23 protein-coding genes are annotated in these 22,641 nt (G+C 68.8%); 7 read left to right on the top strand and 16 right to left on the bottom strand.

What is annotated here, in order from left to right; translation table 11 throughout:
- Window positions 1-17 precede the first annotated feature (17 nt).
- Window positions 18-407 (top strand): YkgJ family cysteine cluster protein, encoded by a 390-nt coding sequence (locus tag GH681_RS16865; protein ID WP_153162702.1) that lies wholly within the window; start codon window positions 18-20, stop codon window positions 405-407.
- 37 nt (window positions 408-444) lie between these two features.
- Here GH681_RS16865 and GH681_RS16860 read toward each other — a convergent pair whose 3' ends face one another.
- From GH681_RS16860 to GH681_RS16815, 10 genes are all read right to left on the bottom strand, one after another.
- Entirely contained in the window at window positions 445-1,305 is an 861-nt protein-coding gene (locus GH681_RS16860; RefSeq protein ID WP_153162701.1) for an NF038132 family protein, read from the bottom strand.
- A 273-nt stretch (window positions 1,306-1,578) separates the two neighbouring features.
- Window positions 1,579-3,333, bottom strand: coding sequence for a bestrophin family ion channel (locus tag GH681_RS16855; protein ID WP_153162700.1), 1,755 nt, complete (start codon window positions 3,331-3,333; stop codon window positions 1,579-1,581).
- A gap of 123 nt (window positions 3,334-3,456) precedes the next feature.
- Entirely contained in the window at window positions 3,457-5,031 is a 1,575-nt protein-coding gene (locus GH681_RS16850; protein WP_153162699.1) for a hypothetical protein, read from the bottom strand.
- Window positions 5,028-5,354 (bottom strand): 4-amino-4-deoxy-L-arabinose-phospho-UDP flippase, encoded by a 327-nt coding sequence (locus GH681_RS16845; RefSeq protein WP_153162698.1) that lies wholly within the window; start codon window positions 5,352-5,354, stop codon window positions 5,028-5,030. The genes GH681_RS16850 and GH681_RS16845 overlap by 4 nt, the downstream gene beginning before the upstream one ends.
- Window positions 5,351-5,707: a multidrug efflux SMR transporter gene (locus tag GH681_RS16840; RefSeq protein ID WP_153162697.1), complete on the bottom strand. Its 357-nt coding sequence runs from the start codon at window positions 5,705-5,707 to the stop codon at window positions 5,351-5,353. Before GH681_RS16840 ends, GH681_RS16845 begins: the two co-directional genes overlap by 4 nt.
- A complete protein-coding gene (locus tag GH681_RS16835; RefSeq protein ID WP_153162696.1) occupies window positions 5,704-6,447 on the bottom strand; it encodes a bifunctional 2-polyprenyl-6-hydroxyphenol methylase/3-demethylubiquinol 3-O-methyltransferase UbiG in 744 nt (247 codons plus the stop codon). The genes GH681_RS16840 and GH681_RS16835 overlap by 4 nt, the downstream gene beginning before the upstream one ends.
- A 4-nt stretch (window positions 6,448-6,451) precedes the next feature.
- Window positions 6,452-7,351, bottom strand: coding sequence for a class I SAM-dependent methyltransferase (locus GH681_RS16830; RefSeq protein ID WP_153162694.1), 900 nt, complete (start codon window positions 7,349-7,351; stop codon window positions 6,452-6,454).
- The gene (locus tag GH681_RS16825; protein ID WP_153162693.1) at window positions 7,348-9,312 is read right to left on the bottom strand and encodes an NAD-dependent epimerase/dehydratase family protein; all 1,965 of its coding nucleotides are present in this window, start codon (window positions 9,310-9,312) and stop codon (window positions 7,348-7,350) included. The genes GH681_RS16830 and GH681_RS16825 overlap by 4 nt, the downstream gene beginning before the upstream one ends.
- 4 nt (window positions 9,313-9,316) lie before the next feature.
- Complete coding sequence (locus GH681_RS16820; protein ID WP_153162691.1) at window positions 9,317-10,201, bottom strand: transketolase family protein; 885 nt, start codon at window positions 10,199-10,201, stop codon at window positions 9,317-9,319.
- Complete coding sequence (locus tag GH681_RS16815) at window positions 10,198-10,980, bottom strand: 1-deoxy-D-xylulose-5-phosphate synthase N-terminal domain-containing protein (protein WP_153162689.1); 783 nt, start codon at window positions 10,978-10,980, stop codon at window positions 10,198-10,200. Before GH681_RS16815 ends, GH681_RS16820 begins: the two co-directional genes overlap by 4 nt.
- Window positions 10,981-11,151: 171 nt before the next feature.
- On the opposite strand from GH681_RS16815, the gene hemA reads away from it, so the two are divergent.
- The 4 genes from hemA (at window position 11,152) to grxD (ending at window position 14,732) form a co-directional block, all read left to right on the top strand.
- Complete coding sequence (gene hemA, locus GH681_RS16810; RefSeq protein WP_153162687.1) at window positions 11,152-12,402, top strand: glutamyl-tRNA reductase; 1,251 nt, start codon at window positions 11,152-11,154, stop codon at window positions 12,400-12,402.
- Between the two features lie 45 nt (window positions 12,403-12,447).
- Complete coding sequence (gene prfA, locus GH681_RS16805) at window positions 12,448-13,533, top strand: peptide chain release factor 1 (protein ID WP_153162685.1); 1,086 nt, start codon at window positions 12,448-12,450, stop codon at window positions 13,531-13,533.
- The gene (gene prmC, locus GH681_RS16800; protein ID WP_153162683.1) at window positions 13,526-14,359 is read left to right on the top strand and encodes a peptide chain release factor N(5)-glutamine methyltransferase; all 834 of its coding nucleotides are present in this window, start codon (window positions 13,526-13,528) and stop codon (window positions 14,357-14,359) included. The genes prfA and prmC overlap by 8 nt, the downstream gene beginning before the upstream one ends.
- 64 nt (window positions 14,360-14,423) lie before the next feature.
- Complete coding sequence (grxD, locus tag GH681_RS16795; protein ID WP_153162681.1) at window positions 14,424-14,732, top strand: Grx4 family monothiol glutaredoxin; 309 nt, start codon at window positions 14,424-14,426, stop codon at window positions 14,730-14,732.
- Between the two features lie 31 nt (window positions 14,733-14,763).
- Here grxD and GH681_RS16790 read toward each other — a convergent pair whose 3' ends face one another.
- The 6 genes from GH681_RS16790 to argH all read right to left on the bottom strand — a co-directional run bounded on the left by GH681_RS16790 (window position 14,764) and on the right by argH (window position 20,731).
- Window positions 14,764-15,885, bottom strand: coding sequence for a nucleotidyltransferase family protein (locus GH681_RS16790; RefSeq protein ID WP_153162679.1), 1,122 nt, complete (start codon window positions 15,883-15,885; stop codon window positions 14,764-14,766).
- On the bottom strand, window positions 15,882-16,799 hold the full coding sequence (locus GH681_RS16785) for an HprK-related kinase A (protein ID WP_153162677.1): 918 nt from the start codon (window positions 16,797-16,799) through the stop codon (window positions 15,882-15,884). Before GH681_RS16785 ends, GH681_RS16790 begins: the two co-directional genes overlap by 4 nt.
- Window positions 16,786-17,118, bottom strand: a complete 333-nt coding sequence (locus tag GH681_RS16780) for a hypothetical protein (protein WP_153162675.1) — start codon at window positions 17,116-17,118, stop codon at window positions 16,786-16,788. Before GH681_RS16780 ends, GH681_RS16785 begins: the two co-directional genes overlap by 14 nt.
- 14 nt (window positions 17,119-17,132) lie before the next feature.
- Window positions 17,133-17,711, bottom strand: a complete 579-nt coding sequence (locus GH681_RS16775) for a hypothetical protein (protein WP_153162673.1) — start codon at window positions 17,709-17,711, stop codon at window positions 17,133-17,135.
- 264 nt (window positions 17,712-17,975) lie between these two features.
- Window positions 17,976-19,256 (bottom strand): serine/threonine-protein kinase, encoded by a 1,281-nt coding sequence (locus GH681_RS16770; protein ID WP_153162671.1) that lies wholly within the window; start codon window positions 19,254-19,256, stop codon window positions 17,976-17,978.
- A 14-nt stretch (window positions 19,257-19,270) separates the two neighbouring features.
- On the bottom strand, window positions 19,271-20,731 hold the full coding sequence (gene argH, locus GH681_RS16765; protein ID WP_153162669.1) for an argininosuccinate lyase: 1,461 nt from the start codon (window positions 20,729-20,731) through the stop codon (window positions 19,271-19,273).
- Between the two features lie 84 nt (window positions 20,732-20,815).
- Between argH and GH681_RS16760 the strand changes: the two genes are divergently transcribed.
- A complete protein-coding gene (locus GH681_RS16760; RefSeq protein ID WP_153162668.1) occupies window positions 20,816-21,835 on the top strand; it encodes a sensor histidine kinase in 1,020 nt (339 codons plus the stop codon).
- Window positions 21,832-22,614: a LytTR family DNA-binding domain-containing protein gene (locus tag GH681_RS16755; protein ID WP_153162666.1), complete on the top strand. Its 783-nt coding sequence runs from the start codon at window positions 21,832-21,834 to the stop codon at window positions 22,612-22,614. The genes GH681_RS16760 and GH681_RS16755 overlap by 4 nt, the downstream gene beginning before the upstream one ends.
- Window positions 22,615-22,641 lie beyond the last annotated feature (27 nt).

Raw genomic sequence — 22,641 nt, 5'->3', positions numbered from 1 at the left:
GTCTGGAGCAAATCTGAATGGCAGCCACCGGTTTCTTCAACGTGGACGTGGACCGTCTCGACACCTGGACCCGCTATCGCAGCGGCTTGTGCAACGACTGCGCGGCCAATCGCTGCACGATGTCGGTGGAGGTGCGCCTGGAGGTGGTGGACGCCTTCGAGACCGAGCACGAGGCGCCCAAGCAGATCGCCCGGCGCCTGACCAAGGCCGGGCTGGTGGGGCATTTCAATGTCCGCAACAGCATCTTCACCCTGGCCCGTCGGGCCAGTGGCGACTGTCTGTTCCTCGATGCCGTGACGCGGCGCTACACGGTGTATGAGCAGCGCCCCGACACCTGCCGCAAGCACCCGCAGGTGGGGCCGCGGCCGGGCTTTTGCGCCTACGGGCCGTGGGCGAAGCAGGCGTGAGGCCCATGGTGGGGGCGTCACGCCCGAGGGCTGAGGATCAGCCCCGGCGGCGTCGGGCCAGCAGCCCGAGCCCCAGGAGCGCGAGCGCCGCGGTGGTGGGCTCCGGTACGGTGCCGGTGCTGGTGGCGTCGGGGAAGCTGGCGCGGGTCAGCCCCGTGAAATCGAAGGCGAGCGCCGAGTCGAAGGCTTCGTCGCCCCAGTTGACGACGCCGAACTCCAGATAGAAGTCACCCGTGGCGGAGAAGGTGTAGTCGGCGTGAATCCAGCCCGACGGGCCGCAGGTGTTCGCCGCATCCCAGCAGAAGCCGCTGGAGGTGCCGAGGGGGTCCCACACGGTGCTTGCCACGTCAAAGCCGATCGATGCGCCGTTGTTGAGCACGGCGTCGAGCTTGTCGGGCAGGCTGTTGTCCTGCTGGCGCTTGAGCACGTCGCCGGGCACCACGTTGCCCCGTGCCGAGTTGGTGCTGCGGGCGGTGAACAGCCACGCGGCGGTGCTGCCGGAGGCCGCATTCACCAGCCGGGCCCAGGCGTAGTCGTCGTAGCCCCGGCCGTCGGTGGAGACGTAGTTGAACAGTAGCGACAGGGTGTCGCTGGTGGCTGCGCTGAAGGCGCTGGAGCGGACCGTCGAGCCGTTGTTGGCCGCCTCGTTGCCTTTGCCGTCGGTCTTGAGGAGCAGCGGCGAGACGCCGGATACCCCGCCGAAGGTGCTCACGTAGCCGAACTGCGCGTTGCCGGTGGGCGAGGTGGTGACGGTGCCGTCGCCGGTGATCAGGCCGCTGGTGCCGGTTTCCGCCCAGCTGGTGCTGTCGAGGGTGATCGACGCTGCGTGGCTGGCCGGGGCGAGCGCGGCGGCGAGAAGACTGATGGCGATACGTGCTGGCGTGAACTGAAAGTTCATGGTGATGACCCCTCCCTCTTTGTTGTGTCGTTGGCGCAAAGCCCCCGAATCTTTTGCAAGTGCCGTGCCGAAATTGGATGGCTTTGGCAAGGCCTTGGCCGGGAAGGGTTTTTTGTTCTGGCTGGGGAGGTGGTGAGCAGTGCGTCGGGTGATAAGCCCCAGGGGTGGGGCTTGTCACCCAACTTGGGGGTGGTGTGGCGCCGGGAAGTCGCGTCGAGGCTGTGTGGGGCTGCCACCCGCGCTCGGCGGGCCGGCATCCCCCGGTGGGTGGGGCTAGAAGTTCCAGCCGTAGCCCGCGTAGGCGAGAGGCTGGATGCGCGTTTCGACGATGGGGCTGTCGGCCTGGGCGCCGCCGAGGCGGGTGATCGTCAGCCTGAACAGCACCGAGCCGTTGCCGCCCGTGCTCCAGGCGCCATTGACGCCGGCCTGGAGCTGGGTGCCCGAGCTGGCGGTGTAGGCGGGGCGGTCGGGGGTGGCTTCGGCGGGGGCGACGCCGAAGTAGTAGTGGTTCATCTTGCGGTTGTTCCAGGTGGCGCCCACCAGGCCATTCACGCGCAGCCCCTGCCCGCGGACGAGGGCCCGCACGAACTGCAGCTGGACGTTCTGTCCATTGCTCGCCGAGGTGGCGTCGAAGCCCCACTGGGCGTTGAGGGTGCCGTAGTCGGTCTGCCAGCGCAGGGTCGGACCCACGTCGACGGCGAAATCCCGGTCTTCCATGCCCTTGGTGCGGCGGCCGTCTTCGGCTTTCCAGCCGAAACGTGCGTCGGCCGACAGCCCGAAGCGCAGGCGCTTGTCGTCGGAATCGAGCAGCCACACGCCGGCGCGCAGGGCGTTGATGTAGAAGCGGTCGCCATAGCTGGCCTGGATGATGGGCAGCACCCGGGTGCGCAGCTGGTCGGAGCCGGACGTGGCCGGCATGACGCCCACGCCGAAACCATAGAGGTTGCGGACGTGGGGGACGGCGGATTCGGTCTGGTGATCGATCCGGTCGGTGGCAAGGGCGGGGAGGCTGGCGGCCAGGGCGAGGGCGCCGAGTGCGGAGCGGGCTGGATGTCGGAGCATGGCGGTTCGGGTTGATTGGTCGGGATCAGATCGGAGCGTCGGTGGCGGGCTTTGGTTCCCGCTGCCGGATGCATCGCGCATGAAGCTTACATCAGCACGAAGCCGTCTGGCCAGGTCGATCTCGATGGTGCGGGTGATGGCGTCGAGGGGGAGGTCGTTCTGGGCGGTGCCGAAGGGCTCTTCCAGTTCGTCGCCGAGGGCGTCCAGCCCGAAGAAGGTGTAAGCCACCAGGGCGGTGAGCAGCGGGGTGGCGTAACCCAGCGAATGCACCACGCCGAAGGGCAGCAGGAAACAGAAGATGTGCGCCGTGCGGTGCAGCAGCAGGGTGTAGGCGAAGGGCAGCGCGGTGTGGCGGATGCGCTCGCAGGCGCCCTGGATGGCGGTGAGCTGGTTGATGTGCTCGGCCAGCGCGCAGTAGGTGACCGAATCGAGCCGGCCGGCCTGGCGGGCGTCGCACAGCAGGGCAGTCATCAGGCGCAGGATCGCATCGGGCACGTTGTGGCTGGTGGCCACGGCGGCGTGCTCGGCGGCCGTGAGCTGGGGCGCGGCCGCCGCGGCGATGGGGCGGTCGCGCAGGCGGGCGGTGAGGGCGAGGATGAAGGCGGTGGCGAGGCGCAGCAGGGTCTGGCGCTCCTCACGGCCGGCGTCGTCAGTGACCAGCAGCGCGCTGTCGCGGGCAAGGCAGCGCATCACCACCAGCAGGTTGCCGTAGTGCTTGCGGGCTTCCCACCAGCGGTCGTAGCAGGCGTTGTTGCGAAAACCCAGGAACAGCGACAGGGACAGGCCCAGGAAGGTGAACGGGCCGGTGGCGAAATCCGGAAAGCGCGGGCCGAGGAATTCGGCGGCGCCGGTGACCATCGCGGCGACCACGGTGACGAACAGCACCTGGGGCAGGATCAGCGGGATGATGGAGCCCTTCCAGATGAAGAAGAGCTCCCGCATGCGCGGGCGGGGGCGGACGATCATGGGCGATGGGGCCTTGCGAGGGATGGGCCCGGCGCGCCGGAGTGGCGGGGGCGAGGCACTACTTTAGCGTGTTGTGGTGCGTTGCAGCACGATGGGCCGGTGCTTCCGACCGGCCGTTGCGGATCAGTGGGCGCAGGCGCGGGCTTCGGTGCGGCGGAAGACGAGCCCGCCAAAGGCGCCATAGGCCCGGTCGTTGGTGGTGGGGATTTCGGCGACCTGCTCGTAGATGCCGGTGTCGCGGACCGCCGCGAGGAGATCGGGGCCGCCGGGCCAGTCGGTGCGGCTGGTGGTCATCAGCACATCCGGCGGGCAGCGCAGGAGGGCGTCGCGAAGGGCTGGGCCGGAGAGCCCGAGCTTGATGAGGGTCGCGCTCAGGTTGGCGAGTTCGGGCGCCGGCGGCACGTGGCCGGTGAGCGGGTAGAGGGTGAACATGAAGCCGCTGATGGCCACGGTGCCGCCGGGGGGCGTTGCCTGGCGAATCGCCTGGGCAGCCAGCAGGTAGTTGGTCTTGTCGGTGAAGCTTTCCGGCCAGTTGCCCGTCTGGAAGCTTGCCAGGGCTTCCCGGGTCTGGGGCCAGTTGGCGCTGAGGGGGCCGAGGCGCGGGATCACCATTGCCAGCAGGGCGATGCCCAGGGCGCCGGCAGCCAGGTTTCGGCGCATTGCCGGACCGCCCTCGCAGGCGTTGCGCCAGCCCAGGGCGGCAAGGCCCGCCAGGCCCGGCAGGCACACGCCGAAGTGATACGGAAAGCCGATCTTCGATGCGGGCTCGATCAGCGGGATGAGGGCCGCGGCGAGCCAGAAGGCGAGTCTGGGCAGGCTGGTGAGCCAGCTGCCACCCAGGCTGCGGGCCAGGGTGACGACGAGCCCGACGCCCGCCACGATCAGCGCCACCGTGCCTTCGCGCAGGGCCTGGCCGCCGTAGTTGAAGAAGAACTCGACGCGCTTGTCGGCGATGGCTGCATACACGAGGCCGGCGTCCCGGTAGCCCTCGAGGGTGGCGGCAATGCCGCCGCGGGCGGCGAGGATCACCCCGGTGATGAGCAGCCCGGCGCCGGCCGCGCCGGCCACCAGCCGGCCGAAGGCGCGCGGGCCGTGACCGACCAGCACCGCCAGGGCGCCCAGGGCCATCAGCGGCAGGAAGGTTTCCCGCAGCAGCACGGCCACCGACAGCAGCGCGCCGACGCCGAGCCAGCGTCGGGCGGTGGCGTTGGTGGGCGCGGTGAGGCCCAGCCACAGGGCGGCGAAGAGGGGCAGGTAGGCCGCGTGGATGCTGTTCTTGAAACCGTGCTGGGTGAAGGTCGGGTGGTTCATCGTGAACAGGAAGAGCAGCGCGATGAGCAGCGCGCCCAGCCGGCTGCGGCTTTCCACCTCGACCACCCGATAGAGCGCGTAACCCGCCGCCACCGCCACCAGCATATCCACCAGACGCAGGGCGATCATCGGGTTGGCGCCGAAGGCGAACACCCAGTTGACCAGCAGCGAGTAGAACATCAGGGGCCCGGTGTCGGGCAGCCCGTGACCTGCCGCAAGGCTGGCGTGCATGATCTGTGCGTAGTAGGCCTGGAAGCCTTCATCGGTGGTGGGCAGGCCACCGACCACCATCAGCCGGGGCAGCGCCACGGCCAGGAGCGCGACGAGGATGACGACGAGGGCCGGGGTGCGGGGGAAGGCCGGCGACGAGGTGCTGCCGGAAGTCATGCCTGAGTACATAGGATTCCCGAAACGATGAGAAGGGCGCCCACCCAGAAGCGGGGGTGGAGATGTTCGCCGAACAGCCGTCGGCTGCCGAGGGGGACGAGCAGGTAGGCGCCTGCCGCAAAAGGCACCAGCTGCGACAGGGGCAGGGTTTGCAGGGCGAGCACCACGAGACCGATGGACAGCAGCTGGAGACCACCCGCCGTGCCCAGCCGGAGCAGGCGTTGCAGGCGTCCGCCGGGCAGCGCCGCCCCCTTCATGAAGAGCTGGGAGACGCTGCTGCAGGCCAGGGACGACAGGCACAGACCGAGTTCGGCAGGGCTCACGATCGCGTCACGCTCCGGCTGGTGAGGACCACGCCGGCCAGGATCAGGGCCATCCCGAAGGCGTAGCGGCCAGTGAGCGCCTCGGCAAAGAGCGCGGCGCCCGCCAGCGGGGTGAGGACGTAGATCAGCGCCGTCCAGGGATAGGCCGCCGAGAGCGGCATCCGGCGCAGGGTAAGCAGCCAGCAGCCGATGCCGCCGGCCGCTGCGCCCAGCGCGGCCCACAGCCACGGGTTGCGCATGAAACCTTCCACGGCGCCGGCGTGGGCGGCCGAATGCTGGCCGGCCATCTTGAGCAGGATCTGGGAGATGGTCATGCACAGGATCATCCCCGCGAGGCTGGCGACGGATCTCATTTGCGCGCGACGATGATGCTCTGGCCGCAGGCGATGTCGCGCACAAGGGGCAGGCTTTCGACGAGGGGCTCGACCACGCGCAGGGCGCGGGCCATGGAATCCGGGCAGAAGAAGGGCACCAGATTGAGCAGGCGGCAGCTTCGCACCGTCAGGCCGGCCGCGCGAAGCCAGTTGCAGATCAGGCCGGGGCGGAAGGAGCGTTCCTCGTGCTCGATGTGGTAGCGGGAGAAGCGCTCCAGCAGCTTGAGCACCGGGTTGTTGCCGTTGGGTTCGAGGACGACCACGCTGCCCTCGAAGGCGGCCAGCCCGGCAAGGGCGCGGGCCGGGTCGGGCAGGTGGTGGAGCACGCCGCGGATCACGATGCAGTCGAAGCGCCCGGGGACGAGGTAGTCGTCGAGGGCGTAGATGTTGCCGACCTCGAAGCTCACCTTGTCGGCAACGCCCATCGCCTGGGCGCGTGCCCGGGCGGCGTCGATGGCGACAGCGGCGGGGTCGAGCCCGACGACCTGACGCACGCCGAGGGTGGGGAATTCGACGGTGTAGGCGCCGTCTCCGCAGCCCAGGTCGAGCACCGACGCGCCGCGAAAATCGAAGGACTCGGCGATGCTGCGGCTGATCCGGGCGTTGGCGAGGCGGGCCGACAGGCGGTCGCCCGTATAGGCGTAAGCGCCCTGCTCGCGCACATCTTCGTCGAAGCGGCGGACGTTCTGCTTGGTGGTGGGGGGCGGGGTGTGGGTCATGGGTTCAGCGGGGCTTGATGCCGACAGCCAGCATGTTGCCGACGTTCATGGCGAGGCTGCGGTCGGCGAGGCCGAGGCGCTGGAGCACGCCCAGGAGGGCGTTCTTGATTGCGGCGGGCAGCGGCGTGAGGCGCAGCCAGTAGCGCAGCGGGTAGGCGTTGCGGATGGGGCGCAGCTCGACGGCCTCGAAGCCGGCCCGCTGGAGCAGCTCGCGCAGCGCCCGGGGGCTGAAGAGCTGCAGGTGCTCCACGTCGATGATCGGCGAGCGCAGGCCGAGCAGCCGGTTGAGGGGCGCGCGCCAGTCGTGGACGACGACGGCCAGCGCGCCGCCGGGCTCCAGTAGGGCGTGGGCGATGGCGACGAACTCGCCCGGGTCGGGCAGGTGTTCGAGGGTCATGAAGGAGCAGATCAGCGAGGGCGTCTCGCCCGCGAGCAGGTCGGCCGAGAACATGCCTTCCCGCAGCAGCGGGCGCACGGCGGGCGGGGCAGCGTCGATGGCGGCCCGGGACGGCTCAATGCCGATCACGGGCGCAAAGCCCTGGGCCTGCAGCCACGGCAGCAGCGGCCCGCTGCCGGCACCCACGTCCACCGCCGCGTGGCGGCCTGGGAGGCGCTGGATGTGGGGCGCGAGGGCGTCGGCGTAGGTGCGGGCCGCGGCCTGGGCTTCGGGGCCGGAGTCGAAGCCGGCGTCGGCGTAGGCCGCGTGGAGGCTGTCCGCGGTTGGCGGCGAAGGGGCGTACACGAGATCGCAGGCGGTGCAGCGCACGAGGCGCAGGCACATGAACTCCGGCGGCTTGCGGGAGGCGTAGGTGAGCGCGCCGACGCGCTCGGGGTCGATGCGCTCGTCGGCAAAGGGGGCGTGGCTGCGGCCGTGGCAGACCGGGCAGGCGCGCTCGACGCTCATGGCTGCCCTCGCGGATCGGCGGGGCGGATCTCGCCGCGGACGATCAGGCTGCGCCGGATGAAGGCCGGCCGGGCCTTGGTTTCTTCGAAGATCTTGCCGATGTATTCGCCGAGCAGGCCGATGCCGAGCAGCGTGAAGGAGCCGAAGAACATCACCAGCAGCGACAGGAAGGTGACGCCCTTGGGCACCGAGTCGGCGTCGAAGATGCGCACCAGGATGCTGAAGATGGCCAGCAGCACGGTGGCGAGGCAGGTGATGCCGCCGGCGGCGGTGAGCAGGTGCAGGGGCATCCGGGAGAAGGAGAAGATGCCCTTCTTGGCCCAGCCGATGTTCTTGATCCAGTTGTTGGTGCTGACGCCGAACATCCGCTCGGGCCGCAGGTAATCCACCCCTTCCTGACGGAAGCCGACGTAGGCGCGCAGGCCGCGCAGGAAGGCGTCGCGCTCCTGGCACTGCAGCAGCCAGTAAACCACGCTGCGATCGATCAGCGAGAAATCGCCTGCGTCCTTCGGAACAGGCACCTCGCTCATCGCCGCGAAGAGCCGATAGAAGCCCCGGTAGCAGGCTTCGAGGAGGATCGGCATCTCCCGCTTGATGCGTCGGCCATAGACCACGTCGGCGCCGGCGCGCCAGCGCTCCACGAAGGCCTCGATGAGTTCGGGCGGATCCTGCAGGTCGCCGTCCATCAGCACCACGGCTTCCTTGCTGGCGATCTCCATCCCGCTGCGGAAGGCCGCCTGGGAGCCGAAATTGCGCGAGTGGGTGATGCCGATCACGTGGGGGTCGCGGGCGCTGATCTCGCGGATCACCTCGGCGGAGTCGTCGGGGGAGTTGTCGTTGACGAAGATGATTTCGTAGTCGAGCCCCAGGCGCTGGCACACCGCCACCAGCCGTTCGTGCATGATCGGGATGGCCTGGCCATCGCGGTAGCAGGCGATCACCGCAGAGATGGAGTTTTTCTCCTTGCGGGGCTGGGTGCGTTTGGTGAGCCGGGTGAAATCCGCCGTGGCGAGGTGGGCCCGCCACCAGTCGCGGGTGCGCGCGAGCCCGTCGGCGAGCCCGACCCTGGCCGACCAGCCGAGCAGGCGCTGCGCCTTGGTGGTGTCGGCGTACCAGTTGTCGGTGTCCCAGGCGCGGCCGGCGGCGGGGTTGAAGCGCGGCTCGGCGGTGAGGCCGAAGCTTGTTCGGGCCAGCTCGGCGAGCGCCGCGAGGGTGGTGGGCTGGCCACTGCCGATGTTGATGGATTCGCCCGCGAGCTCGGGGCCCATCAGGATGGCGGTGTCGGCAAAGGCTTCGACCACGTCATCCACGTGGATGAAGTCGCGGCTCACCTCGGCCCGGGCGAACACCGGGAGCTCGCCCCGCAGGCTGGTTTCGCACAGCACGGGGATGAGGCGCGAGCTGTCCTCGAAGGGGCCATACACCGCGTAGAGGCGCAGATTGACCACCGGCACGCCGCGCACCTTGCCGAAATAGGCGATGGCCGCGCTGGTGGCAGCCTTGCTCACCGCGTAGTGGCTGTTGGGCACGAGGGCGGCGTCTTCGGCAGGTGCGGCCGAGTTGAGCCCGTATTCGGACGAGCTGCCGGCATGGACGAAGGCGGCCAGATCCAGCCCGGCCACTTCTTCCATCAGCCGGATGAAGCTGAGGTAATTGGTGGCGTGGATGCGCTCGTGGTCCTGCTCGAAGGAATAGGCGCCGAAGGATGAGCAGTCGAAGATCGTCCGGGGCGCGACGCGGCGCAGCACGGAGCCAACGCTGATCGGATCCTGCAGGTTGAGGAAGGCGATGTGGGCCGAGGGGATGCCATCGAGTCGCCAGGTGTCGCCGGAAAAGACGGTGCCGGTGACGTCGGTGCGCACGGCCAGCAGGCGACGCAGCAGGTTGGCGCCGATGAAGCCGCTGGCGCCGAGGACCAGCACGGGGCCGGCCAGATTTCTGAGCTTGTCGTCGAGGTTCATCGTGTCAGCCGGTGACCATCGCGCGGATGGAGGGTGCGTCGAGCCCGCACTGGGCCCGGTGGAAGGCCTGGGAGCCGAAACGCCCGGTGGGGTAGCCGAGGGCCGGACGATGGATGAAGCGCCCGGCGCTGACGCCCTGGCTGGCGAGGGCCAGTGTCAGGTGCATCCCGAGCCCGCCCTGGGCCACGTGTTCTTCGAGGACGTAGAGGGGCTGGTCGTTGACCTGCTCGATGAAGCGCGGCGGGATCGCGGCCGCGTCGAACTCGCACACCGCCCACACGGCCGGGCGCTGTTCGACGGGAAGATCGTCCAGGGCCTGCCACGCAAGGCCGGCAAGGGGGCCCAGCGCCGCGATGGCGCCGCGGCGGCCGGGCAGAACCTCCCGCCACGCGGCATAGGCCGGAACGGGCCGGCCCGCCGGGCGGACGTCGTAGCCCAGGCGCAGGTAGGTGGGCGCATCCAGCCGCGAGAGTTGCGCGGGCAGGTCGTCGTCGAAGGCCGGGACGAGCACCCGCACGCCCAGGGCGTTCATCGCCGCGCAGTCTTCGAGGGCGTGATGGGTCGGGCCCATGTGGCCGTAGGCGTAGCCGCCGCCGTTGCCGACCAGGCACACCGGCAGGCCTCCCAGGCACAGGTCGTTGCGGATCTGCTCGAAAGGCCGGGCGTAGCAGAACGGGGCGATGCTGTAGACGATCACCCGCAGGGATTCCCGTGCCAGCCCTGCGGCCACGCCGATCATGTTCTGCTCGGCCACGCCGGCATTGACGAAGCGGCTACCAAAAGCGGTCTGGACTTCCTCCAGGGCCATGAAGCCCAGGTCGCCGGTGAGGAAGAACCAGTCGTCGTGATTGCAGTGGGCCACCACGGCGTCGGCGAAGGCCTTTCTCATCGCGCACCGTCCTGTTCGAGAGTGAGGCGTGCCGCTGCGTACTGGGCCTCGGACAGGGGGAGGTAGTGGGATTCGAGGGAATCCTCGAAATGCAGGCCGCGGCCCTTCACGGTGTCGAGGATCAGCACACGGGGAGCGCCTTCGGCAGGGGCGGCGAGGGCGCTGGCGATCGCATCGGGATCGTGCCCGTCGGCCTGACGCACGTCGGCACCGAAGGCGGTGATGCGCGGGGTGAGGTCGTCGCAGGAGATCACGTCGGCGGTGCGGCCAAAGCCCTGCAGGCCGTTCTGGTCGATGATCAGCGTGAGGTTGGTGAGGCGCTGGTGGACGGCAAAGCTGAGTGCCTCCCAGCAACTGCCCTCCTGCCACTCCCCGTCGGAGCACAGGCAGAACACCTGGTGGCCGAGCCCACGGTGCCGGGCGGCGAGGGCCAGACCGGCAGCCAGTGACGGCCCGTGCCCGAGGGAACCTGTTGAGAACAGCAGCCCGGGAATGCCGGTGCCGCTGGGGTGGCCGGGGAGCAGGGTGTCGTCGTGGATGAAGGTGCGCAGTTCGGTCTCGGAGATGCGCCCGAGGCTCCACAGGGTGGCGTACAGGGCGCCTGCGGAGTGACCCTTGGACAGCACGAAGCGGTCGTCCGCGCCCATCACCCGGTGGTGGAGGGTCATCAGCGCGTCGATGCACGAAAAATTGCCGCCCAGGTGCCCGCAGTTTGCATCACGGTGTAGCTGCAACAGGCGGAGCTTGGTTGTCCGAAGGACATCCGGGAAATGGGGCATGGGCGACAAGTTTGGGCAAAGATCGTGAAATTTTAACGTATACCGTCCGAGTTCCTTGCCGCGCCGGCCGTGACGCTCCAGGTAAAACGACGCTGATCCTCCTTCTTTGCGTTAAAAGTCCGGGTGTTATAATCGCCGGCTGAAAAATTCCGCCCGCCCCCGGTGTTGCGCATGCAACTCTTTGCCCTCGGACTCAACCATCACACTGCGCCGCTCTCGATCCGGGAGCAGGTGGCCTTTCGGCCGGAGCTGCTCGGGCAGGCGCTGGGTGATTTCGTGCGGGCAAAACCGGTGAAGGAAGCGGCGATCCTCTCCACCTGCAACCGCACCGAGCTCTACTTCGCCACCCAGCAGCCCCAGCACGCGGCCGACTGGTTTGCCGAATACCACCGGGTGGCGCTGCAGGATCTGTCGCCTTACTTGTATACCTTTCCCCAGCGCGACGCGGTGCGCCATGTGTTCCGCGTGGCCAGCGGGCTCGATTCGATGGTGATCGGCGAGCCGCAGATCCTCGGCCAGGTGAAGGACGCGGTGCGCCACGCCGAAGAGGCCGGCACCCTCGGCTCCACGCTGCACAAGCTGTTCCAGCGCACCTTCTCGGTGGCGAAGGAAGTGCGCTCCACCACGGCCATCGGCGCCAATATCGTGTCGATGGCGGCGGCGGCGGTGCATCTTTCCGAGCGCATCTTCGAGAGCGTGCGCGACCAGCGCGTGCTGTTCGTCGGTGCCGGCGAGATGATCGAGCTGTGCGCCGCCCACTTCGGCGGCGAGCAGCCCCGCAAACTGACCATCGCCAACCGCACCGTAACCCGCGCCGAGGCGCTGGCCGCGCGCTTTGGCGCCGACGTGCTGCGGCTCGACCAGGTGGGCGAGGCCCTCGCCGGCTACGACATCGTGGTCTCGTGCACCGGCAGCCCGCTGCCGATCATCGGCCTCGGGATGGTCGAGCGCGCCCTCAAGGCCCGCCGGCATCGCCCGATGGTGATGGTCGATCTGGCCGTCCCGCGGGACATCGAGGCTGAAGTCGCCGCCCTGGACGACGTCTTCCTGTACACCGTCGATGACCTCGCCAAGGTCGTCGATTCTGGCCTCGAATCGCGCCAGCAGGCGGTGGTCGAGGCCGAGAGCATCATCGACCAGCGGGTCGATGGTTTCCTCCACTGGCTCGACACCCGCGGCACCGTGCCGACCATCCGCGCCCTGCGCGAACACGCCGACGCCCTGCGCCGGGCCGAGGTCGAGCGCGCCGTGCGCCTGCTCGCCAAGGGCGAAGACCCGGCCAAGGTCATCGAGGCCCTCAGTCACGGCCTCACCAACAAGCTCCTCCACGCCCCCACGCGCTTCCTCAACGAAGCCGACGGCGCGCCGGGCGACTGCGCCGAACTCGTGCAGCGCCTGTTCAATCTCGACAAGAACCACTAGCCCTCCCGGGCACCTCACCTGCCCGCCGCCGCGGGCCGAACCACCATGAAACAGCGCATCCGCGACAAGCTGGAAAACCTTGCCGACCGTCTGCAGGAGCTCGACCGCCTGCTCGCCACCAGCGAAGCCGCGGCCGACATGGACAACTACCGCAAGCTCACCCGCGAGCACGCCGAGATCACGCCGGTGGTGGGCCTGTACCGGGATTACTGCCAGGCCCTGGAGGACGAGGCCACCGCGAAGGAGCTCCTTGCCGACCCCGAAATGAAGGAGCTCGCCGCCGCCGAACTCGACGCCGCCCAGGAAGCCCAGGCCCGCATCGACGCCGAGCTGCAGACCGCGCTGCTCCCCCGCGATCCCAACGACGACCGCAATCTCTTCCTCGAAATCCGCGCCGGCACCGGCGGCGACGAGGCCGCACTGTTCGCCGGCGACCTGCTGCGCATGTACACCCGCTACGCCGAAGGCCAGGGCTGGCGGGTCGAGATCATCTCGGCCAGCGATTCCGAGCTGGGCGGCTACAAGGAAGTCATCGCCCGCATCGCCGGCAACGGCGCCTACAGCAAGCTCAAGTTCGAATCCGGCGGCCACCGCGTGCAGCGCGTGCCGGCCACCGAAACCCAGGGCCGCATCCACACCTCGGCGTGCACTGTGGCGGTGATGCCCGAGGCGGACGAAGTGGGCGATGTGGAGCTCAACCCCGCGGATCTGCGCATCGACACCTTCCGCGCCTCCGGCGCTGGCGGCCAGCACATCAACAAGACGGATTCGGCGGTGCGCATCACCCACCTCCCCACCGGGATCGTCGCCGAATGCCAGGATGGGCGCTCCCAGCACCAGAACAAGGCCTCGGCCCTGCGCGTGCTGGCGGCGCGGATCAAGGACATCCAGGTGCGCGAGCAGCAGGCCAAGGAGGCCGCCACCCGCAAGAGTCTGGTAGGTAGCGGCGACCGCTCGGAGCGCATCCGCACCTACAACTATCCCCAGGGCCGGCTCACCGACCACCGCATCAACCTCACCCTCTACAAGCTCGATGCAGTGATGCAGGGCGATCTGGGCGAGGTGGTCGCGGCCCTCACCGCCGAGCACCAGGCCGAACTCCTCGCCCAGCTGGCCGACGAGAATGGCTGATCTGCCCACCTCCGTCGGCGCGGCGCTGGCCGCCGCTCGCGGGCGTATCCCCGCGGGCGAGGCGCGGCTCTTCCTGCGGGAGATCCTCGGCGTCTCCGCCGCCCGCATCGCCGCCTATCCGGAAGACACCCTCACGCCCGAACAGGCCGAGCGCTTTGCCGATCTGCTGGCGCGCCGCGAGTCCGGCGAGCCGGTGGCCTACCTGCTGGGCGTGCGGGAGTTCTACGGGCGGGATTTCAAGGTGGGCCCCGCGGTGCTGATCCCCCGGCCCGAGACCGAGCTGATCGTCGATCTGGTGCGCGAGCGCGTTCCCGCCAACGCAGCGCCGGCGATCCTCGATCTCGGTACCGGCAGCGGCGCCCTGGCGGTCACGCTGGCCCTCGAACTGCCCGCCGCCCTAGTGACGGCGGTGGATTTTTCGCCCGCCGCGCTGGCTGTGGCGCGGGCCAACGCCGAGGCCCTCGGCGCCCGGGTGCGTTTCGTTGAAAGCGACTGGTTTGCTGCGCTGACCGCAGGTGAATGCTTCGGTGTGATCGTCAGCAACCCGCCCTACGTGGCCGCGGGCGACCCGCATCTCGCCGAAGGCGATGTGCGCTTCGAGCCGGCCAGTGCGCTGGCCTCGGGCCCGGCGGGGCTCGACGACATCGTGCGTATCGTGGCGGCCGCGCCGGCCTTTCTTGAACCTGGGGGCTGGCTGTTGCTGGAGCACGGCTACGATCAGGCGCCAGCGGTGCGCGAGCTGCTGCTGGCCGGCGGCTTTGCCGAGGTGGCGTCGGCGCGGGATCTCGCCGGGATCGAACGCATCACCCTCGGCCGCCGCCCTTGACGTGGCAGGCGGTCGGGCCTAGACTTTTCCGACTGAATTGCTCAACTATTTTTGCGAGACCACGATGGACGTCCAACAAATCATCGACGAACAAGTCAAAACCCACCCGGTCGTGCTGTACATGAAGGGCTCGCCCTCCATGCCCCGCTGCGGCTTCTCCGCCACCGCCGTGCAGATCCTGCAGGCCTGCGGCGCGAAGGAAATCTTTGCGGTGGACGTGCTGGCCGACGAAGGCATCCGCCAAGGCATCAAGGAATACGCCAACTGGCCGACCATCCCGCAGCTCTACATCAACGGCGAGTTTGTCGGCGGCTCCGACATCATGCGCGAGATGTACCAGTCGGGCGAACTCCAGCAGATGCTGGCCGCCTGAGCGGGGTTTTCGCTCACGTAAAAAAAGCGGCTCAGGCCGCTTTTTTTACGTCTGCCGGCAGCGCAACCTGCTCGGTGCTGAGGGGGTGGGTTTCCTGCCTGGCGGGCAAAACCGCCTTGTGGGCCAGGTGGTAGGCCAGGAGCAGCGGCGGCATCCGCAGCCAGTGGGCGCGGATGTACAGGCTGCGGCGGGCCAGCGGGGTGAGGGCGTCGGCGGTGCTGGGGTGCTGGGGGCGCAGCACGCGGGCGTACATGGCGTCGAGCAACTGCTGGCGGATGCCGCCTTCGAGGCAGCGGGTGCGGGCCTGGACGCGCTCGGGCAGCGGGGTGTCGAGCATCTGGTGGCAGTAGCGCAGCGCGAGACGCAGCGGGCCGGCGAGTTGGAGCTGTTCGGCCCGGTGGACCAGCACGTCCCAGGCGGCGGGGTCGCGGGCCAGGTGGCGCAGCAGCAGGTCGAGGTCGGTCAGGTCGCGCAGCAGGTTGTCCGGTTCGCCCTCGTGGAAGAGGTGGGACGCGCTGTGCAGGATCAGGTCGGGCAGCGACAGGGTGCTCACGCCGGGCAGGTCGGGCAGCGGCACCGCGGCTTCGATCAGCAGCTTGGCGTCCGGCTTGAGGCGTGCGGTGGGCGGCAGGATGGTGTGGTGCACGTCGAGGGCCGAGCCGCGGAAGACGTGGCGCATCGCCGGCAGCTCGTGCATCCAGCGGCGGTAGTAGCGCTGGTCGTAGTCGTCGGTGGCGCTGCTGATCCAGCCCTTGAGCTGGAGCGCCGATTCGGCGTCGGCCAGGCGCGCCTTGGGCAGCAGGATGTCCACGTCCGAGAACAGCCGGCCCTGGGCCGCGGGCAGCGCGCCGGCCACGTAGGCGGCGCCCTTCAGCAGGATGACCGGGATGCCAAGCGGTTCGAGGGCTTCGCGCAGGAAGCGGGCTTCGCGGCGGATCGCGTGGCGCTGCTCGCCGGCCATCTGGGCGCCGGACAGCAGGTGGTTGCGCGGGCGCTCGGGGATGTCATCCTCGACGCCGGCGGCCTGCAGGCGCAGGTAGAGCCGGCCGAGCAGATTGGCGTGGCGGGCCTGGCGGACGAGCAGATCCCATTGCGAGGGGCCGAGCCGGCGGACCGACTGGGGATCACGGTAGGCCTGGAGGAGCAGGTTCATCGGGCGTCCTCGGTGGCGAGGCGGTCGAACACCGCGATGGCGTCGTCGAGGCGGCTGTATTCGAAGCTGTAGTTGCGGCAGTTGTCGATGACGCGGCCCACGGTGTCGAAGCCCTCGGGGCCCAGCACGTGGTAGTTCATCGCGTTGTCGGCGAGCTGCATGAAGGCCGCACCACTGCCCATCGGGGCGAGCACGGCCTCGCTGCCGGCGCGGTAGCGGGGCAGCACCATCCAGGCGGGATCGGCCCACTCGCCGACGGCTTCGACGCTGGCCCGGGTGGGCGCCATCAGGGCCACGGTGCCCTTGGTGGTGTCACGCACCGGTTGGGTGAGGAAGGCGTCCGGCGCGTAGGCGCGGATGATGTCGATGGAGGCGTTCTTGAGATTGACCGGCCGGGCGAGGCCCATGATCTGGCCGGTGTCTACGCGGATCAGGGTGAGTTCGTCCGACAGCAGGCGCCAGCCCCGATTGACCAGCGCGGCGCACAGGGTGCTCTTGCCCGAGCCCGGCGGCGCCGGCAGGATCGCGGCCCGGTTGCCCCGGGCGACGGCGGCGGCGTGGATCACCAGGATGTGGTGGCAGTAGGCCGTGACGCACCAGTTGAGGCCCCACTCGAGCATTGGCAGGGCCTGGGCGCGGGGGAGCGGCGTGAAGGGCTCGACGGCATCGACCACGAAGCGGGCCTGGGGCTTGACCCAGCGGCGCACGCCGTGGCCGGGCTGGACGGCGACGTGGAAGTCGGTGAAATCCGAGGCGTCGGCCAGCGGGTGGTGGGCGTAGAGCCGGGCGAGTTCGTCGGCGATCTCGGGGATGCCGCTCTGGAGGCAGCAGTTGAACGGGCCGGCGGCGAGCCGGATGCCGTCGCCCGTCAGCCGCTGGCGGAACTCGGCGGGGGACAGGTCACGGATTCTCAAGGCGGGGGCTCGACTTGGCTCGGATGAGGCGCGCGCCGAGCAGTGCCTCGAGGGCAGTGGCGACGAATTCGCGGCAGGCTTCGGGGGCAGCTTCGGGTTCTTCGCGCAGCACGGCGGCGACGAGGTCGTCGGCGTTCAGGCTTTGGCCGGGGACGGCCAGCTGGTCGAGCACGAACCGGGTGACCGGGGCGAGCAGCAGGGTCTCACCAGCGGATGGGTCGTAACGGACCCATCCTTCATCCACTTCTTTCCAACGTACTTCGGCCAGGCCCTCGAACAGGGTTTCAGAGGCGATGTACTGGGCGCCGGCCGAAAGCAAGACTCGATGCAGGATCAGGCGTTGAGGACGTAATCCAGGTACTGCTTGACCTGGGTCTTGCCCCACGAGACGCTGGGCACGCTCGGGTTCGGATGCCAGGAGCCGCCGACCACGCCTTCGTTCCACATGGCGATGGCCTGGGCTGCGGTGAACAGCGGGCTGCCGGCCTTGGCGCTGAGCCAGGCGGCGACGATCTGCCGTTCAAGGGGGGCGTCACCCGCGGTGTCGGAGCCGGTGATGATGGCGCGGATGGTTTCGGTGCGACCGGCGGAGGCGGTGAACACGCTGCCGAAGGTCTTGTTGTCGAGGTCGTCGACGGTCGGCGGGTTGGCGGCCGCGTAGGCCTGCCAGAAGGTCACGCCGTTCATCTTCGGGGCGCAGGGGGTGGTGCCGTTCTGGCTCAGGTTGCCGGACGCGGAAAAACCGGACGGCTGCTTGCACTCGGCGGCCAGCGCGGGAACGCTCTTCAGGGCCATCAGCAGCGGCGCGCCGGCCAGGCCGGTCTGGATGAGCTTGCGGCGATTGGCCTTGGGCGTCTGGCCGTCGTTGCTGGCTTGCTGCTCGGCAGATTTTTCGGGGTGTTCCAGATTCATCCTAAACCTCGTTCAACTGGCGCCATGACAGGCGTGATTTATTTGCAGTATATGCAGGCCCGCCAGTCACGAGTGTGACGTGGGTCCGCTTTTTGGTCGGATTAGGTCAAGCAAGTTTCGTTCCGCTTCCCCCTTTGGGGAGTATGGTCATGATTTTTAAGGGTATAAAAAGGCACGACGAAATCGGGGGCGGAAAACGGCGGGGGCGTGTAAAAAATGCCGACAAAATCCGTTCCGCCGCGCCGATGGCGCGACGATGCGGGTTCAGACGTTGGCGATGCGGCTGTTGGCGAGGGACAGGCGGCTGGCCAGGACTTCGAGGAATCCCTTGTAGAAGTGCATCTGGCACAGGCTGGTGGCCCGCAGCAGGGCCGGGGCGCGAATGGTCAGGATGCGCGTCTCGCTGATGGTTTCGACCGAGGCGGTGCGGGCGCCGCGCCCGGCCGCGAAGAGCGCCATTTCGCCGAAGCAGTCGCCGGGGCTGAGGGTGTTGAGCAGGTGCCCCTTCTTGACGATGCGCATGGTGCCTTCGACGACGAAGCAGAAGTAGTTGCCGGGCTCGCCTTCCTTCATCACCACCGAGTCGGGCGGGAACTGCCGCCATTCGGCGAAGCGGACGATCTCCCAGATCTCGACGTCGGTGAACTCGCGGAAGAAGCGGAAGGCGCGCAGGCGCTCGAACTTCTCGCTGTCAGGCATCTCGTGGGGCGCGGTGGTGAGGCCGCGGTTGCGGTAAGCCTGGGCGAGGTCGTGGGAGAACTCGAGCCAGGTGGCGTAGCGCCCGGCCACGTCGCGGCTCATGGCCTTGCAGACGATGGCGTCGAGTTCGGGCGGGATCTCGGGGCGGATGCTCGACGGGGGCGGCGGCGTCTCGTGGACGATCTGGTAGATCAGGCCCACGTTGCTGCTGCTCTCGAAGGGCAGGCGGCCGGTGAGGAGCTGGTACATCACCACGCCAAGGGAATAGATGTCGGTGCGGTGGTCGAGGGGCTGTTCACGCACCTGCTCGGGCGACATGTAGGCCGGCGAGCCGAGGGTGGTGAGCTGGGTGGTTTCGGTGGCGGTGAAGATCGCGGCGCCGAAATCGGAGATCTTGATGTCCTGGCCCTCGGGCGAGACGAGCAGGATGTTGGCCGGCTTGATGTCCCGGTGGGTGACGCCGTGCAGATAGGCATAGTCGAGCGCGCGGGTGCACTTGAAGATGATCTCGACGAGGCGTTCGGAGGGCAGCAGGTGGTCGGGCTGGGTGAAGGCTTCGAGGGTGCCGCCGGGGACGTATTCCATCACCACGTAGGCGTCGCGCTCGTCGATCACCGCGTCGTGGATCTGGATGATGTGGGGGTGCTGCAGCTTGCCCGCGAGGGAGGCCTCGTTGAGCAGCATGTGGTGGTAGAGGGTGGTGTGGTCGGTGACCCGCAGCATCTCCGGGTGAAGCTGCTTGATGGCCACCTCCCGCTGGGCGAAAGGATCGTAGCCGAGATAGACGTTGCTGGTCGCCCCCGCGCCCAGCAGCCGCCGCACCTCGTATTTGCCGATCCTTTCCATGCCTCGTTCCCTCCTCAGGCCAGCCGCTGCCGGGCGCGGGCGATGGCTGCGCGCACCTGGGCCGGGGCGGTGCCGCCGATGTGGTTGCGGGCGGCCAGCGAACCTTCGACCGTCAGTACTTGGAACACGTCGTCGGCCAGACGTTCGACCGCGCCGGGCACGTGGGCCATGGCGGCCTGCAGCTCGGCCAGCGGGATCTGGGGCAGGTCGACGCCCTTGGCGTCGGCGGCGCGCACGGCCAGCGCCACGGCCTCGTGGGCGTCGCGGAAGGGCAGGCCCTTCTTGACGAGGTAGTCGGCCAGGTCGGTGGCGGTGGCGTAACCCTGGGTGAGGGCGGCCTGCATCGCCTCGCGCTTCACGCGGACGTTGAAGACCTTCTCGCCGGTGGCGGCATCAACGCGGCTGCCCATCATGTCGGCGTAGATGCGCAGGGTGTCGATGGCGGTGTCGGCGGAGTCGAACAGCGGCTCCTTGTCTTCCTGGTTGTCCTTGTTGTAAGCCAGGGGCTGGCCCTTCATCAGGGTGAGCAGGGAGATCAGGTTGCCGTTGGCGCGGCCGGTCTTGCCGCGGACGAGCTCGGGGACGTCCGGGTTCTTCTTTTGCGGCATGATCGAGCTGCCGGTGCAGAAGCGGTCGGCGAGATCGATGAAGCCGACCCGCGGGCTCATCCACAGGATGAGCTCTTCCGACAGGCGCGACAGGTGGGTCATCAGCAGTGACACCGCGGCGCAGAATTCGATGCCGAAGTCGCGATCGGAAACGGCATCCAGCGAGTTGAAGCAGACTTCTTCGAAGCCCAGCAGCTCGGCGACGTATTCACGGTCGATCGGGTAGGTGGTGCCGGCGAGCGCGGCGGAACCCAGCGGCAGGCGATTGACGCGCTTGCGGCAGTCGGCGAAGCGCTCGGCGTCGCGGCGGGTCATCTCGTAGTAGGCCATCAGGTGGTGGCCGAAGGTGACCGGCTGGGCAACCTGCAGGTGGGTGAAGCCGGGCAGCGGGGTGTCGGCGTGGTGTTCGGCGAGGTCGAGCACGGCAAGCTGGAATTCGCGGATCAGGCCGAGGATGGTGTCGATGGCGTCGCGCAGCCACAGGCGGATGTCGGTGGCGACCTGGTCGTTGCGGCTGCGGCCGGTGTGCAGGCGCTTGCCGGCGTCACCCACAAGGGCGGTGAGGCGCTTCTCGATGTTGAGGTGGACGTCCTCGTCGTCGAGGTTCCAGTTGAATTCGCCGCGTTCGATCTCGCCGGCGATCTGGGCCATGCCGCGTTCGATGTCGGCCAGATCCTGGGCGCCGATGATGCCCTGGCGGGCCAGCATGGTGGCGTGGGCGATCGAGCCGCGGATATCCTGCGCGGCCATGCGGTTGTCGAAGAAGACGCTGGCGGTGTAACGCTTGACGAGCTCGGAGACGGGTTCGGAGAAGCGACCGGACCAGGCCTTGGCGGCGCCGTCCTGCGGTACGGATTGATCTGCCATAATTGAAAATGCTCTCTGCGATAAAGGGGGGCTATCTGCGGCGAGAATCCCGTGGATTCAAGCTGTTGGCCCGGATTTCGATTCATGAGTATAAAGCAAAAAGCGCGCCCCGCCGGTCGAAGCCGGTATCCGGCGAGCCTGCCTGATTTTCACAACCTTGGCGTCGTGCTGCGCACGGTGGTGCTGGTCAATGCCCTTGGGCTGGCCGCGGTGCTCGTGCGCAACGATCAGATCGAGGCCTTGTTCGGCGAATTCCTCGACATGGCGGTGAGGGTCGAGTTTCCGCTGATTCTCTCGGTGGCGGCCTTGTTCCTGCTCAAGCCGCTGCTGCTTCGGCTGCCCTACGCGGGCGGCGTGGCGGTGGTGATGCTGCTGGTGGCGGGCGTTGCGCTGCTGAGCGGCAGCCTGCTGGCGCCGGTCGAGGTGGACGAGGGGCCGCGGCCGCTGGTGTGGTCGCTGGTGGTGGGGGCGATCGTGCTCATCTACTTTCACCTGCGCGGCGCGGCGCTGGCGCCGGTGCTGGCCGAAGCGCGTCTGCTGGCGCTCACCGCGCGCATCCGGCCGCATTTCCTGTTCAACAGCCTGAACGGCGTGCTGGGCGTGCTCCGGCGCGATCCGCGGCGGGCCGAGGAAGGGCTGGAGGAGCTCGCCGATCTGTTCCGCGCGCTGATGCAGGACAACCGGGAGCTGGTGCCCCTGGCCGACGAGATCGCCCTGTGCGAGCGTTATCTCAACCTCGAACGGCTGCGCCTGGGCGACCGCCTGCAGGTGGATTGGCAGCGGGATACTTCCGCGGGGGCTGCGCTGGTGCCGCCGCTGCTGCTCCAGCCGCTGATCGAGAACGCCGTCTATCACGGCATCGAGCCCGGCGCGGCGCCGGGCACGGTTTCGATTACCATCGCGCGGCGCGGGGCGGAGGTGTTCATCACCATCGCCAACCCGCTGCTCGACGCCGAAAGCCACCACGCGGGCAACCGCATGGCCCTGGACAACATCCGCGAACGACTGATGCTTTTCTACGACCTCGAAGCCACCCTCGATACCGAGCAGGATGCCGATGCCTTCCGCGTGCGCATCCGCCTGCCTTTCCGGAGTACGCCATGAGCGAGCCGGCCGACCACGCTTTCGCCCCGCTTTCGGTGCTGATCGTCGACGACGAGGCGCCGGCCCGGGAGCGGCTCCAGGATCTGCTCGGCGACATCGCCGACACCCAGCCGACCCGCGTCGCCGGGATGGCGGCCAATGGCGTCGAGGCGCTGGCGATCCTCGAGAAGACGCCCGTGGATCTGATCCTCACCGACATCCAGATGCCGGTGATGGCGGGCATCGAGCTGGCCCGCCATGTGGGGCGTCTGGAGCACCCGCCGGCGGTGATCTTCACCACCGCCTACGACGAATACGCGGTGCGGGCCTTCGAACTGGCGGCGGTGGATTACCTGCTCAAGCCGGTGCGCGCCGGGCGGCTCGCCGAAGCCATCGCCAAGGCCCGCCGCCTGCGTCCGCCGGCCGACGAGGTGCTGCGCCGGATCGCGCCCACCACCCGCAGCCATTTCAGCGTCAGCGAGCGGGGTCGCATCCTGCTGGTGCCGGTGGCCGAGGTGCTGTACCTCAAGGCCGAGCAGAAGTACGTGGTGGCCCGCAGCCTGGAGCGGGAATACCTGCTGGACGAATCCCTGGTGCAGCTGGAGGAGGAGTTCCCCGGCCGCTTCCTGCGCATCCACCGCAACTGCCTGATCGCCCGGGACGCCGTGCGCGGCGTGGCCCGGGCCACCACCGGCGTGGATGGCGAGGCCCACTGGGTGATCCTCCTCGAAGGCCTGCCTGAGCAGCTGCCGGTTAGCCGCCGCCAGTGGCCGGCGGTGAAGGAGGCGCTCGGCGTCTGAGTCGTGCGGTCGTCAATAATGTCACGG

The sequence above is a fragment of the Zoogloea sp. 1C4 genome (assembly GCF_009469605.1).
Lineage (GTDB): Bacteria > Pseudomonadota > Gammaproteobacteria > Burkholderiales > Rhodocyclaceae > Zoogloea > Zoogloea oryzae.
Note: the sequence above shows the minus strand (reverse complement) of the source record. Positions and strands in the feature narration are given on the sequence as shown.